The organism is Occallatibacter sp. FHG110214_02, from assembly GCF_059115385.1.
On the sequence record NZ_JBZYWK010000001.1, the window covers coordinates 228,801 to 242,596 of the forward strand.

At 56.2% G+C, this 13,796-nt stretch carries 12 protein-coding genes; 3 read left to right on the forward strand and 9 right to left on the reverse strand.

What is annotated here, in order from left to right; translation table 11 throughout:
- Window positions 1-186: 186 nt before the first annotated feature.
- A complete protein-coding gene (locus tag AC5S3R_RS00915; RefSeq protein ID WP_494264955.1) occupies window positions 187-1,941 on the reverse strand; it encodes a CRTAC1 family protein in 1,755 nt (584 codons plus the stop codon).
- Window positions 1,942-2,199: 258 nt separating this feature from the next.
- On the opposite strand from AC5S3R_RS00915, the gene AC5S3R_RS00920 reads away from it, so the two are divergent.
- Window positions 2,200-4,860 carry an amylo-alpha-1,6-glucosidase gene (locus AC5S3R_RS00920; protein ID WP_494264725.1) on the forward strand — a complete coding sequence of 887 codons (2,661 nt, stop codon included), beginning with the start codon at window positions 2,200-2,202 and terminating at the stop codon, window positions 4,858-4,860.
- Here AC5S3R_RS00920 and AC5S3R_RS00925 read toward each other — a convergent pair.
- The 6 genes from AC5S3R_RS00925 to AC5S3R_RS00950 are packed head-to-tail and all read right to left on the reverse strand — an operon-like array spanning window position 4,838 to window position 11,353.
- A complete protein-coding gene (locus AC5S3R_RS00925; protein WP_494264726.1) occupies window positions 4,838-6,520 on the reverse strand; it encodes a trehalase family glycosidase in 1,683 nt (560 codons plus the stop codon). The genes AC5S3R_RS00920 and AC5S3R_RS00925 overlap by 23 nt on opposite strands.
- A 57-nt stretch (window positions 6,521-6,577) precedes the next feature.
- Window positions 6,578-7,921 carry an L-fucose:H+ symporter permease gene (fucP, locus tag AC5S3R_RS00930; RefSeq protein WP_494264727.1) on the reverse strand — a complete coding sequence of 448 codons (1,344 nt, stop codon included), beginning with the start codon at window positions 7,919-7,921 and terminating at the stop codon, window positions 6,578-6,580.
- Window positions 7,918-8,796: an amidohydrolase family protein gene (locus AC5S3R_RS00935; protein ID WP_494264728.1), complete on the reverse strand. Its 879-nt coding sequence runs from the start codon at window positions 8,794-8,796 to the stop codon at window positions 7,918-7,920. Before AC5S3R_RS00935 ends, fucP begins: the two co-directional genes overlap by 4 nt.
- Before the next feature lie 15 nt (window positions 8,797-8,811).
- The gene (locus AC5S3R_RS00940) at window positions 8,812-9,195 is read right to left on the reverse strand and encodes an RbsD/FucU domain-containing protein (protein ID WP_494264729.1); all 384 of its coding nucleotides are present in this window, start codon (window positions 9,193-9,195) and stop codon (window positions 8,812-8,814) included.
- Between the two features lie 26 nt (window positions 9,196-9,221).
- On the reverse strand, window positions 9,222-10,049 hold the full coding sequence (locus AC5S3R_RS00945) for a fumarylacetoacetate hydrolase family protein (RefSeq protein WP_494264730.1): 828 nt from the start codon (window positions 10,047-10,049) through the stop codon (window positions 9,222-9,224).
- Entirely contained in the window at window positions 10,046-11,353 is a 1,308-nt protein-coding gene (locus AC5S3R_RS00950; protein ID WP_494264731.1) for an L-fuconate dehydratase, read from the reverse strand. The genes AC5S3R_RS00945 and AC5S3R_RS00950 overlap by 4 nt, the downstream gene beginning before the upstream one ends.
- Window positions 11,354-11,579: 226 nt before the next feature.
- On the opposite strand from AC5S3R_RS00950, the gene AC5S3R_RS00955 reads away from it, so the two are divergent.
- The gene (locus AC5S3R_RS00955) at window positions 11,580-12,359 is read left to right on the forward strand and encodes an SDR family NAD(P)-dependent oxidoreductase (RefSeq protein ID WP_494264732.1); all 780 of its coding nucleotides are present in this window, start codon (window positions 11,580-11,582) and stop codon (window positions 12,357-12,359) included.
- Between the two features lie 18 nt (window positions 12,360-12,377).
- Window positions 12,378-13,163 carry an L-fucose dehydrogenase gene (locus AC5S3R_RS00960; protein WP_494264733.1) on the forward strand — a complete coding sequence of 262 codons (786 nt, stop codon included), beginning with the start codon at window positions 12,378-12,380 and terminating at the stop codon, window positions 13,161-13,163.
- Window positions 13,164-13,214: 51 nt separating this feature from the next.
- On the opposite strand, the gene AC5S3R_RS00965 is transcribed toward AC5S3R_RS00960, so the two are convergent.
- Both AC5S3R_RS00965 and AC5S3R_RS00970 read right to left on the reverse strand, forming a co-directional pair.
- Complete coding sequence (locus tag AC5S3R_RS00965; RefSeq protein WP_494264734.1) at window positions 13,215-13,346, reverse strand: hypothetical protein; 132 nt, start codon at window positions 13,344-13,346, stop codon at window positions 13,215-13,217.
- 117 nt (window positions 13,347-13,463) lie between these two features.
- Window positions 13,464-13,736, reverse strand: coding sequence for a hypothetical protein (locus AC5S3R_RS00970; RefSeq protein ID WP_494264735.1), 273 nt, complete (start codon window positions 13,734-13,736; stop codon window positions 13,464-13,466).
- Window positions 13,737-13,796 lie beyond the last annotated feature (60 nt).

Consider the following 13,796-nt stretch of genomic DNA (forward strand, 5'->3'; position numbering starts at 1 on the left):
CAACCACCCGCACCCCTGTACCCTGCCCTCTGCCTCTCGCACAGTTCCACAGTTCCGGAATAAAGAAACTGCACAGTCCCTGTGCAATCCCACACAACTCACACAAAACAAACAGCTTGCAAAACCGCCCCCACCGTGCGCATGCACACAGCATCGCAAAGATGCACAGACTGCCGCAGCAAATCCTCAAGCCTTTGGCACAAGCCCATTCAACGCAGCAGCCTTAAGAACCTTCCCGCCTTCCTCAATAACGTAGAGCTTATTAGCGTCGAGGTCCTTGAGCGTATCCGTAGCGCCGGACGGCCATCGTATCTCCACAATGTCCACTTTCTTAGCCTCGCCAAGCCCAAAGTGAATGCGCAAATCGCTCGCGGAGTAATAACCGTCAGACGAGCGCACCTCCTCAATCTGAGTAAGCGGCGTTCCAGCCTTCGCATTGAGCAAAGGCGTACCCGTCTGCGCCACAACCCTGATGCGCGCCCCGATTCCCGCACGGTTGCTCTTAGTGCCAACAAGCCGAATCTTGATCCAGTTGTGCTTAAGCGTGGAGTCGCAGCGCAGCAGTTGCGGAACCGAGTTGATGCAGTTCACGATAGCGTCAAGGTCACCGTCATTGTCGTAATCGCCAACAGCAAAACCCCGCGCCGAAGCATTGGCCGTAATACCCGCACCGCCCTGCAGACTCACATCCTCAAACTGCCCGTTGCGCAGGTTGCGGTAAAGATATTTCCGCTCAGCATAAGCTGCGTCCACCTGCGTGCCATCCATTTCTGGATAGACATGCCCATTGGCAACAAGAATGTCGAGCCACCCATCGTTATCCATATCGAGAAAGCTGACACCCCACCCCAGCAACCGCGTATTAACTCCAAGGCCAGCCTGATAAGTCCGGTCGTCAAACATACCGCCGCCAAGATTCATATAAAGCGAATCAGTGTCACCGGCAAAGTTGGTTTTAACAATGTCAGGAAGCCCGTCGCGGTTGTAGTCGCCAACAGAAACGCCCATACCTGCCTGCGGCTTGCCATCGGGCGAAAAAGCAACACCTGCTTCGACAGACTGATCCTTGAACGTACCGTCCTTCTGGCTGAGGTAAAGCGTCGCCGCCGTGGAATCGTTAGCAACATAGATATCCGGCCAGCCGTCCCCGTCGAGGTCTGCAGCAACACAGCCAAGCGCATAAGTACCAAGCGCGGTAAAGATGCCAGCTTTCTGGCTGATGTCCTCAAAAGTTCCATTGCCCTTGTTGCGGTAGAGAATATTCTTTCCACCCTGCAGCCCGGGCGGCCCGCAAGCCACAACAATGCCCTTGTAAGTGCAATGCGCATCTTCAGGCGTAGGCGTAGTTTTGAGGTCCAGGTCTATGTAGTTACCAACAAAGAGGTCGAGATGGCCGTCCTTGTCGAAGTCCACAAAGGTACAGCCGGAGTTCCAGCGAAGCCGGTCTTGCAGCAGGCCCGCTTCCTTCGTCACATCCGTAAATGTGCCGTTGCCGTTATTGCGAAAGAGCGAGTTCTGACCGTAGTAAGTAACAAAGAGATCGTTCCATCCATCGTTGTTGTAGTCGCCAACGCAGCAGGCCTGTCCCCAGCCGGAACGCGCAAGGCCCGACTTCAGCGTCACATCCGTAAAAGTGCCGTCGCGATTGTTTTTGAAGAGATGACAGACAGGCTCCTGCCCTTTAGGAAAGCCTTCGAGCCGCCAGCCGTTGACGAGGAAGATATCCACCCAGTCGTCCTGGTCATAGTCGAAGAAGGCCGCACCGCATCCCGTGGTTTCCAGCAAATACTTGTTGTGGTGCGCTCCACCGAAGATGGTTTCAACATTAAGACCAGCTTGTTTCGCTACATCCGTAAATTGCACGCCGAGCGGAGTTCCAGTTACGGGTGAGGATGTGCCTTTGGGTGCGGGCCGCGACTGTGCTTCATAAGATTGCCGCATGGTGCCAACGGGCGCTTGCTGTACGGTCTGTTGCGAGAAGATGGGACGCGCGAGGGAGAGAACGTCTTCCAATGAGAGGATAAGCGCGGTGCGCGAGAGAGACTGCAGGAATCGGCGGCGGGAGAAAGACAATTGCTTGGCTCCGGATGCGTGTTGGATGGTGGATGTTGCGTCTGGAGAGCAAGTATATCGAAACGATGGATAGTATGCGGCGGCCTCGGGCTGGTAGGCTTGGGCCGTACTTCGAGGGTGTGTGCGATGCGTTCTCCCAAATTATTTTTGACGATGGCTCTGGTACTGGTATCTGTCGCCACTGTTCATGCACAGCAGAGTGTCGCCGATCTGCATACGATTGACGCAATTTCATTCCGCATGGATGGCCCGGCTCTGCGCGCGAATGCTGAGGCGCAGAAGCCTTTCACTGTGGCGGGAGAGCGCGGCGTGCTGCTAGGGCAGCAGGATGGAACGATGGAAGCATGGGTGCTTCCAGTAAAGCTGCTTTCGCATCTGACGCTGGAAGCAGAGATGGAGAACTATCCAGTTCCGATTGATGTGAACAAGATGGCCGCGCAGATTGAGGTGCGGCCAGACCGCACAATCATCACGTACTCGCATATCGGCTTTACAGTGCGGCAGATTATGTTCTCGCCAAACAACAATGCGTGGCATGGCGGCCCTGTTGTGCTGTACGAGTTCGATTGTCTGCGCCCAACGGATTTTACCTTTCGATTTACCCCAGAGCTGCAATGGATGTGGCCGGAGCGCAATGAAGGTGTGCCGGGTGTGGAGTGGGTTGCGAACGGCAGACAAGGCTACTATGTTCTGCACTCTGATTACCCGGATTTCGCCGGAGCAATTGCGATGCCGGGAGCGAAGCCGGGGATATTGGCCCCGTATCAGGAAAGGCCGCAGGTTCATCCCGTTGAGTTGCATTTGCATATCGATCCCGCGCGCGACAACGGGAAGCTGTTCCCGCTGTTGATGGCTGTCGGAAAAAATGCAAGCGATGCTGGCAATGCAGCGCTCGGAGCTTCACTGGCAAAGCTGAATGTGAATGTTACAGCGGCATACGCAGCGCATGCGGAGGAATGGAAGAAACGGCTTGCGGATTCAGCGCAGATTGAGACTCCGGACGCGGTGCTGGATGAGGCGTTTCAGTGGGCGGTTATCTCCATCGAGCAGTTGAAAGCAACACTACGAGAGCGTGATGGCAGCGAGGAGACGGCGCTGGTAGCGGGGTACTATTCGTCCGGTGACTCAGCACGGCCAGGCTTTGGGTGGTTCTTTGGACGCGATGCGCTTTATACGCTCTATGCGGTGAACGGATTTGGAGACTTCAAGCTGACGCGGCAAGAGTTGGAGTTTCTAATTCACCGGCAAAGGGAAGACGGCAAGATCATGCACGAGTATTCGCAGACTGCGCCGGCTGTTGATTGGAAGGCCTTCCCATATATGTATGCCGCGGCAGATGCTACCCCGCTGTTCCTGCTGGCCGTTGCGGATTACGTGAAGACGAGCGGGGATGTGGGGTTTCTGCGCGAGCATTGCGATGCCGTAGAGAAGGCGTGGAAGTTTGAGACAACGCATGACACCGACGGCGATGGGATTTACGACAACTCGCAGGGAACTGGCTGGGTGGAGAGTTGGCCGGGTGGGATGCCGCACCAGGAGGTTTATTTAGCGCTGCTGGACCAGCAGGCTTCTGCGGCAATGGCACGGATGGAAATGTTGTTGCAGGATGCCACTGCAGTGAATGCGGCGAAGAAGCGCGCGGAGACGATTGCGAAGACGATTGAGAGTGAGTATTACGACGCGCCAAAGGCTTGCTATGCGTTCAGCCGGAATGCGGATGGAACGCAGGATAAGACTTCTACGATTTATCCGGCGTTGGCGTGGTGGGACCCGGTGGATGGAAGAGCTAAGCTTGCGCATACACGGGAATGCCTGGAGCAGTTTATAGCTTCACCGCTGAATACAGACTGGGGCACGCGGGATGTAGCGAATACCGAGAAAGTTTATGACGGGATGAGCTACCACCAGGGGTCTGTGTGGCCGCTGTTTACGGGCTGGGCTTCGTTAGCGGAGTATCGCGGAGGGCAGTCGTTGGCAGGGTATCAACTACTGATGGAGAATGCGAACCTCACGCAGGCGCAGGATGTTGGCGCGGTTACAGAGCTGCTTTCAGGTGACTACTTTGTTCCGTTTGGGCGCAGTACGAGTCATCAGCTCTGGTCTTCTGCAATGGTAATTACGCCGACGCTGCGCGGATTGTTTGGAATTACCGTGGATGCACAGACCAAGACGATTACGGTGAATCCGCATTTGCCGGCAAGCTGGGAGCACGCTTATATGGGCGATATTTCGCTCCCAGACGGAAAAGCTTCGCTTGATTTCGTGCAGCAGAATGGATCCCTTGATGTTTCTTTCATCGCTCCCGACGATTGGCACTTGCGTAGCGATACTGTGGGCGCATCCTTTGGTCCATTAGAAAGCAGCAGGCTGCCAGAACTGCAAATCATTAAGCCGCGAAATGGTATACGCATTCAACTTCCTGAGCTTGAAGCGGATTTTTCGCTCGGAGACCTGCATCCAATAGAAAGTGTTCTGTCAAAGCAGCCGACATTATCTCCAATTCCGGGTGCGCGTACTTCGCAATTCCGCGTTCTGCATAGCGAATACGCAAATCACAAGCTTGTGCTTACGTTAGAAGGTAGAGCTGGAACCAGTGGCATTCTCAATCTTGTACGCCGAGGCCACCTTATTCCAAAGGCACAGACAGAGCCAGTCGGAACGCCTGATGCTAGCATTTCGTTTCGTGCATGCGATGCGGATCTCTATGCCTGCAAGACACTGCCGCTGGTTGTGAGCTTTCCGCAAGGAGATGGATGGAAGACGATTACCGTGACGTTGACGTGGTGACGACGGTGTTTTCGTGCGCCAGTGCGGTCATTCGCAGGTACACAGCATTGCTCCATCCGAAACCGATTTCGTTGCTCTTGTAGCCGGTTTGTATCTGCACGTTGGCATTGCTGGTAACTACGTTGTACTTTTCGCGGATGGTTCCGTCTTTTGCGAAGCCTGCGTCGATGGTGGCGGTGAAGTGCTCGGAGATGCGTGCTGCATCAGCGTGGAAGCCCGCTTCTTCAAGACCGGCGACGGAGACCCAGTTAGCAGGCGCCCAACCGAAGGGCTCGTCCCATTGCAGGCCAGTGTTGGTGTTGCTCATAGAGAGGCCGCCGGGGCGCTCGAAGAGGTTGAGCTTGGCTACGACTTGCTTGGCTTCATCGTGCGTGGCTACTCCACCCCACAGCGGGTAGAGCGATGTGATGTAGGCATAGGTGTCAGGCGTGTGATGGATAAAGTCGTAGTCGGTGAAGTGGCCTTCTTTCGGCTGCCACAGGTAGCGATGCATGGCGACGTTGCGGGCTTGGGCGCGGTGTTTCCATTCGGTTTCCTCGGATTTTTTGCCTAGCATTGCAGCGAAGTGGGCCATGTCTCGCTCATAGCGATGGAGCAAGCTGTTGAGGCAGACAGGCGCAAAGTGATGCGTGGCTCCGGAGAATGGGCCAAAGCGGAAGCTGGGGTCGTAGCCGGATTCGCGCATGGCGCGGTCGCCGATGTAGAAGTCGCGAGTGAGGCGGTAGCCGCCAGCCCAGGCTTTCATGCAGACGGCGCTGGTGGTGACGTCGCAGCTTGTTTGCTTGAGTTGTTGCGCTTCGGCAGCGCTGGGATGTTCGGAGCCTTTCACTAGGTAGCTGTCTCCGCTGGTACCGGGATGTGCGAGTAGCCAGCGGATGATGTCGGGATAGTAGGTGTCATCATCAGCCATTTCGGGGACAGGGCCGGTGCCGTAGTCGAAGTAGCGAGCAAGACCAGTATCCCCTGCGCGATGTTCGGGGCGCAGCCAGATGGAGTAGTCCTTGGCGGCTAATGCATAGGCGCGTTCCAGCCACTTTTGTTTTTCTGCTTTGCCTTCAGGCGTTGCAGGAAAGCTGGCAGGATTTTCAAGGACGGAGCGAATCATGGAAGTGAGGAACGGAGGCTGCGAGCGCGTGAGGTAGTAGGTGCGGTTGGCATTGAGGACGCCGCCGTAGTTTTCGATTTCAAAGAGGAAGTTATCGACCATTCCCTTAGCGAGTGCTGCGTGATTGTCCGCCTCCAGGCCGAGGAGAATAAAAAAACTATCCCAGCCGTACATCTCGTTGAAGCGGCCGCCGGGCACTACGTAGGGGTTGGGGAGATAAAGCAGGCCGGGCGCTGGGAGTTCCTGGGGCTGCACATCGCCGAGTTTTTCAATACGGCGAGGGAGAGTGATGATTTGCACCTGGCACTGTTGCTTCACTGCATTGACTGTGGGAGGCACGGGCACGCCTGCCGGAAGGTACAGGATGGGATGGGTGGAAATCTTGGTATCGACGAGCGAGCTGCATGAAGTCATCGAACGCGTCAGCGTGTCCCATGAGGCATGGATGTAGCGAAGAGTGGCCTGTGGGTCGGATGCGACAGGTGCGGAGGGCTGCTGCGCGGTGGCGATGGGCAGAATGGCAACTGCGAGAAGAACGATACTGCGAAGTTTCATATTCGCTCCTACGGTGCACCCGTATGATGCACCGCAGTGTATCGCAGTTGCTGGCTGTCAGGCGTTCAATTCTTGCGCGGAGGCGCTTTCTGGAATGTGGCTGAGAGCGTTTGTGCGGAGGCTATAGAGGAAGACGACCGCGTAACAGATGGCTACGACGGAGTAGCCCAAGGCGTAGCTGTCAGAGCGTTTGGCGATGAAACCGACCATGGGTGGCATAACTGCTCCGCCGACAATGGACATGACGATGAGCGAGCTGGCGAGCTTGGTGCGCGGGCCGAGATTCTTTACTCCGAGCGCGAAGATGGTGGGGAACATGACGGAGAGGAAGAAGCTGGTGAGGAGAATAGCGCCTGCTCCGACGATGCTGGGATGGAGAACGCCGGTAGTGATGAGAGCAATGTTGACGAGCGCGTAGACAGACATCATGCGCGTGGGCGGAATCCAGTGCATAAGAGCTGTGGAGAGCGCGCGGCCAGCGGCGAAGGCGATGAGGTTGCCGGTGAGAAAGAGCGCTGCGGTTCGTTCAGGGGCGGATGTGTACTGCTTGACATAGGGGATGAAGGCAGACCATCCGGCAACCTGCGCGCCGACGCAGCAGAACTGCGCGACGATGGCGGCCAGGACCTGCGGCGTGCCGAGGAGACTGCCGATTTCATGCAGAGCGTTGGAGCCGGCGGTGTGTTCTTCTTCGTGTGAAGACGAGGGGAAACGCACGGTTGCGATAATGGCGGCGAGTCCCAGCACTCCGATGCCGAGGCCAACATAGGTGGGAACCACGCGCATCAGTTCGCTGTGCAGGTAGGCTGCGTAAGTCCCCTGCACTTTGAGCTCGGCGATGCGGGCGGGTGAGAGCTCAACGCCAGAGAAGATGAAGAATGTGCCGAGAATGAGGCCGAAGATGGTTCCGGGAGGATTGAAGGCCTGCGAAAAGTTCAGGCGGCGAGCGGAGCTCTCAGGTGCGCCAGTCTGCGCGATGAAGGGGTTCGCAGAAGCTTCCAGCGTGGCGGAGCCGCATCCGACGATGTAGAGAGCCATGAGCATGAGCCAGTAACGGCCAATGACAGCGGCAGGCCAGAACATGAGAGTACCGATGCCGAAGAGAGAAAGTCCGATGAGAATGCTTATCTTGTAGCCCCAGCGCCGCGCTGCAAGCGCTGCCGGGAGCGCCATGCAGAAATAGCCGAAGAAAACGGCTGTTTGGACGAGCTGGGCTTCCAGCGGAGAGAGCTCGAAGGATTTTTTGAATTGCTGTACGAGGATATCGGTGAGGTTGTTCGACATTCCCCAGATAAAGAAGAGCGCTGTGACAAGCGCAAAGGGAAGAAGCTGACCAGCCGGAAAGAGCGGGGCTGTTGTTGAGCTTCCGGATTGGGAACGCGGGGAAGTGTCAATGTTCATACATTGCTCGCAGAGTGGAGATGATAGAGTGCGGCTGCATTTGTGCCAAAGATTTTTCGCTTTTCGTCTTCGCTGAAGGCGGAAAAATATTCGTGGAGCGTTTTCCACCATTGGGAATAAGACGTTGCCAGAAGGCAAACGGGCCAGTCAGAGCCGGCAAGCAGGCGGCTGGGGCCGAAGGCTTCCACGCAGATGTCCAAATATGGGCGTAGCGTGTTGAGACTCCAGGTGTTCCAGTTATCTTCCGTGACGAGGCCGGAAAGTTTGCAGCAGATGTTTGGGCGCTTTGCTAATTCACGAATGCTGGTTGCCCATGGTTCCAGCTCGCGTGCCGCGATGCGGGGCTTTGCAGCATGGTCGAGCACGAATGCTTGTTTCGGATGGCGGTCAACGAAACGGATGGCTTCGGGGAGTTGGCGTTCGTAGACGAGCACGTCATAAGTGAGGCCACGCTGCGTAAGCAGCAAGATGCCGCGATTGAAGGCTGGAGCATCGAGGAAGCCGTCGGGTTCGGCCTGTACGATATGGCGCAATCCTGCGAGGCGTGGGTTGCTGATTTGATCGAGAAGTTCGGAGATATTCTCTGCATTAAGCGGCAGCCAGCCTACTACTGCGGCGATTTCCGGAGTTTGGTTGGCGCAGTCGAGCAGCCATTGGGTCTCTTCGAGAGATTGCCTTGCTTGTACGGAAATTGCGGCGTCTATCTGCACGGAATGCAACGCGGCGGCGAGGTCTGCTTCAAGAAAGCTGCGGCGGATGGTTGCCATCTCCTCGGTAATCCATGCGTATTCCTGCGGGTCATATTGCCAGAGATGGTGATGGGCATCGACGCGGAGCGGGCGGGAGTTTGGCGTGGATTGCGTAGAGGTAGTCATAGGGAAAGTGTGTGCTCAGGCGGATTTAAGAATGATGTTGGAGTATTGCGCGGTGCCGGCAGTGCGAATGAGGCCAATGGCATGTGGGACGCGACGCTTGAACTCGATGTGCGGCTCGAATGTGATGGATGGCAGAAGTTTTGCGAAGGACTGAAGAAGCTCAGGCGGATTGTGATGGCGGAATTCAGTCGCCATCCATGCGTTGCCGATGATGAAGTTGGGCGTGACGGCTTCCAGCACTTGCAGTACGGTGGGAATGTCATCGACAAGCGTGATATCCACGGTCTCGATTTCTGGCCAGAAAGGAAAGCCGCGGTCGGCAATCACCAGGGTGTTGGTGTGCCGAACGCGGCTGAGCAGCGAGTTAATTTGCGGATTGAGAATTCCTGAGCGAAGCATTTTCCTCTTTCCGGTTCCAGCGTTGGTTATGCCTGCCGGGTGCGATTGTGAAGCGTGCCAATTCCTTCGATCTCAATCACCATGTCTTCTTCGGGCTTGAGCCAGCGTTGCGGATTGCGGCCCAATCCTACGCCCGGAGGCGTTCCCGTGCTGATGATGTCGCCGGGCTCAAGCGGCACGATGCTGGAAATATATGCGATCAGCTCAGGGATGCGAAAGATGAGGTCGCGCGTATTGGCGGATTGCATAACTTCGCCGCTGAGCGTGAGCTTGATGCCGAGTGCATGCGGGTCGGCGATTTCGTCGCTCGTGACAATCGCAGGGCCCATAGGCGTGAACGTAGGGAAGCTTTTGCCAAGAGTCCACTGGGAGGTGGCAAGCTGGATATCGCGTGCGCTCACGTCGTTGACGATGGTGTAGCCGAAAACGTGTTTCTCCCAATCCTGCGGCTGAATGTAGTGACCGGGCTTGCCGATAACTACGGCTAGTTCGGCCTCATAGTCGGTCTGCGTGGCGTTAGAGGGCAGCAGAACATCTGCATCTGGGCCACAGATAGACGAAGGCAACTTGAGGAATACGGTGGGTACAGCCTGTACAACCATCTTGGATTCGGCTGCGTGTTCGCGATAATTAAGGCCGATGCCAAAGATGCGTGGCGGATGCAGTAGTGGAGCTAGCAGGGTGACTTCGCTGAGTGGAACCGACTGGCCGTCCAATTGCGGAGCGGCATTGCCACTGGCAATAAAAGCAAGTGCATCGTCGCCACCTGTAGTGGCGAATGTTTTGATGGTTGTGCCCTCCAGGATGCCGCTGCGTGCGGGGCCGCCATTATGACGGAATGAGACCAGTTTCACTGAAGATTTCCTTTCCATTCTGCGCCATCGGGAAATGCGAAGCGCTCAAGAGACTCTTTTAAGATTTCGCCGCTATAGCCGGGTTGCGTAGGCGCCATGTAGCGGCCTTTTTGAATCACAACCGGGTTTACAAAATGTTCGTGGAGGTGGTCGACGTATTCGATTACGCGATCCTGCATGGTGCCGGAAACGCATAGAAAATCGAACATGGCGAGATGCTGTACGTATTCGCACAAGCCTACGCCGCCCGCGTGCGGGCAAACGGGGATACCGAACTTGGCTGCCATGAGAATAATCGCGAGGTTTTCGTTGATTCCGGCAACGCGGCAGCTATCGATTTGGCAGACGTCAATCGAGCCGGCTTGCAGAAGCTGCTTGAACATGACGCTGTTGTGGCAGTGCTCTCCGGTAGCAATGCGCGTGGGCGCCGCCTCGCGGCGGATACGTGCATGGCCAAGGATGTCATCAGGACTGGTTGGTTCCTCCATCCACCACGGCTTCAACTCGGTCAACTGCAGCGTGCGGCGGATAGCTTCTTCCACACCCCACTTCTGGTTGGCGTCCACCATCAGGCGGTTTTCCCAGCCGATTTCTTCACGAACGATGCGGCCACGGCGAAGGTCGTCAGCGGCATCGCCGCCTACTTTCAGCTTGAAGTGCGTCCAGCCTTCGGCCATTCCTTCGTGGCAGAGGCGGCGGATCTTCTCATCACTGAAGCCGAACCAACCAGCGGATGTTGTGTAAGCAAGGTATCCGCTTTGTTCGAGATAGGCGAGGCGTTCGGTCTGGCCTTTTTTCGCGGCGCGCAGAATTTCCAGCGCTTCCTGCGGTGAAAGCGCGTCGGCGATGTAGCGAAAATCAATGATTGCAACAATCTGTTCGGGAGTCATCTCCGAGAGCAGACGCCAGACAGGCTTGGACTCGGCTTTGGCGTATAAGTCCCACACAGCATTCAGGACAGCGGCAACTGCAAGGTGAATTACGCCCTTTGCCGGGCCCAGCCAGCGGAATTGCGTATCGCCTATGAGCTGGAGATAGAAGCCGTTGAGATCGGAGGTGATGGATTCGAGAGTACGGTTGGTAGCGAATTGTGCAAGGTGCTTGAGTGCGCCGGTGACCAGCTCGGTTCCGCGGCCCAGGGTGAAAGTGAGGCCGTGGCCCTCGATGCCGGAATCGGTTTCAAGAATGCAATATGCGGCGGAGTAATCCGGGTCGGTATTCACCGCATCGGAGCCGATGCTCTCACGCGAAGTAGGAAAGCGCAAATCGACGATACGAACGCCGGTGATGGTGATGGGTTTCAAGATGCTCCTTTACAAAAATCGGCAAAAAGCACTGGAATTTGGCGAACACGGAAAAGGCGGAGTTTTCGTCAGAGAAAACTGTAATTCATTAGTGGAAGAGTATGCCAGTCCCGAATTAAGATGCGCAATGTGGGATTTTTCCAGTATTTACAAAGGCGCAGGCATTTGACAACCAGAAGAAACGCACAGTACAACCGAAGCGAGACCGACAGCGGGAGAGTGAAACGTGCTTAGTTTGGCAGGGCGGCGAGCCATTGTGACAGGTGCTGCCAGTGGAATTGGTTTGGCGGTTGCAAAGCTCTTTGCTTCCAGTGGGGCCAGCGTTGCGCTGGTAGACCTGAATGCGCAAAAAGTGTCAGAGGCGGCTCAATCCATTGAGCCCGTGCAGGATGCGCATGTGCACAGCGTCGCTTGCGATGTTTCCAGCGCGGAGAGCGTTGAGAAGGCCTTTGCGGAAATTCCGCAGGCGCTTGGTGGCGCGGTGGGAATACTGGTGAATTGTGCCGGTATCGCGCATGTGGGTAGCCTTGCCAGCACGGCTCCTGAAGCGCTGGACCAGTTGTATGCCGTGAATGTGCGGGGAACGTACCTGACGATGCGCGCGGTGCTTGGGCCAATGTTGGAGCAAGGCGGCGGCGTGATTGTGAATATGGCTTCAATTGCCGCGACGGCGGGTCTGCCAGACCGCTTTGCGTACTCGATGACCAAGGGAGCTGTTCGCTCCATGACGCTTTCCGTGGCCCGGGATTATATTCCGCAGGGGATTCGCTGTAATTGCATTTCGCCGGCGCGCGTGCACACGCCGTTTGTGGATGGCTTTTTGGCAAAGAACTATCCGGGGCGCGAAGCAGAGAAGATGAAGGAACTGGCCGCAGCGCAGCCGATTGGACGCATGGGAACTCCGGAAGAGGTTGCGCAACTGGCTCTTTACCTTAGCTCCGATGCTGCCTCCTTTATTACCGGCGCCGATTATGTGATTGACGGCGGCTTTATGAGCGTGCGCTAGAACGGATTAGGAGCAGTCTTGGACTTAGGACTCAAAGAACATGTAATTCTTGTTACCGGTGGTGGGGCAGGCATTGGCGCGGCGATTACGCGCGCGTGTTTGGCTGAACAGGCGCGCGTGGTTGTAGTTGGCCGGATGTCAGAGAATGTGAAGCATTTTCAGGCGGAGATGCAGACTGCGAATCAAGCGTGCGAGTTTGTTGAAGCGCAGCTTGCGGATGCGGAGCAGTGCAAGCATGCAGTTGAGCATGTTGCCGAATGCTACGGACGCATTGATGGACTGGTGAATAACGCGGGAGCGAATGACGGAGTAGGTTTGGAAAGTGGCGATCCGGATAAATTCACCGAAAGCCTGCGCCAGAATTTGCTGCACTATTATGCGATGGCGCATTATGCGCTGCCTTTGCTGAAAGCGAGCAAAGGTGCGATTGTGAATATCAGTTCAAAGGTAGCGCTGACGGGGCAGGGGGGCACGAGTGCGTATGCTGCTGCGAAAGGCGCGCAGCTTGCGTTGACGCGTGAGTGGGCGGCAGAGCTTCTGTCTTACAGCATTCGCGTCAATTGCGTGCTTCCCGCAGAAGTGATGACACCGCTTTATCGCCGATGGATTAATACGCAGAAAGATCCTGAAGCCGTATTGCAGCGCATTACACAGCGCATTCCGCTTGAGCACAGGATGACGGAAGCGGAGGAAATTGCTGCGATGACTGTGTTCCTGTTATCGCCCATACAGTCCGGGCATACAACGGCGCAGCAGATTGTAGTGGATGGCGGGTATACGCATCTGGACCGTGCTTTGTCGTAATCGCGTTTCAGAGATACGTGAAAAGGCCGGAGCAATTGCTCCGGCCTTTTGTTATTGCGCCTGGTAGAGGCTATCGGGAGCCGTAACCATATCCATATCCGCCCCAACCTCCGTGTCCTCCACCTTGCTGGAAGTCGAAGAGGCTGAATAGGTCGTCAAGTGCGGGAGTGTTGATCGGCGCATACGGATTGCCGGGGAAGGTTACGGGGTTGGGATTGTTATCGCGGCTGCGGCGCGAGACCGTGGGCAGGTTCCAGTTGCGCTCGATTGGCTAGCCCGATGATTTGTACCAGTGAGGAGTTAGTGTAGCGCATTGATCTCTGAGTTCAGATCGATGCAGGTTGTGGCAGCAAGGGGAGCCGGGAGCAAAGCGACTGGCTCCCCTTGCTGCCGATTGGTTGAAGTCAGCCATGCCTCAGGCGCCGTTGCGCTGAGGCCATAGCCGATAGGAACTCCATCCATAGCAACAAGGCCTAGTGGCTGCGGTGCGCGATGCGCGAGCACTTCAAGGTCGAGATAAGTGATTGCCGAGGCATTCAGCACGCGCCACAGTTGCTTCTCTCCGGGTTTCACGCGAATGGTGGCTGGAGGATAGTATCACCACTCTGCGGGGAGGCGTATGCGGCGAGATTC

Coding starts and splice junctions, on each gene's coding strand:
- AC5S3R_RS00915 (WP_494264955.1), bottom strand. CDS start 1,941: ATGCGGCAATCTTATGAAGCACAGTCGCGGCCCGCACCCAAAGGCACA.
- AC5S3R_RS00920 (WP_494264725.1), top strand. CDS start 2,200: ATGCGTTCTCCCAAATTATTTTTGACGATGGCTCTGGTACTGGTATCT.
- AC5S3R_RS00925 (WP_494264726.1), bottom strand. CDS start 6,520: ATGAAACTTCGCAGTATCGTTCTTCTCGCAGTTGCCATTCTGCCCATC.
- fucP (WP_494264727.1), bottom strand. CDS start 7,921: ATGAACATTGACACTTCCCCGCGTTCCCAATCCGGAAGCTCAACAACA.
- AC5S3R_RS00935 (WP_494264728.1), bottom strand. CDS start 8,796: ATGACTACCTCTACGCAATCCACGCCAAACTCCCGCCCGCTCCGCGTC.
- AC5S3R_RS00940 (WP_494264729.1), bottom strand. CDS start 9,195: ATGCTTCGCTCAGGAATTCTCAATCCGCAAATTAACTCGCTGCTCAGC.
- AC5S3R_RS00965 (WP_494264734.1), bottom strand. CDS start 13,346: ATGCGCCGATCAACACTCCCGCACTTGACGACCTATTCAGCCTCTTCG.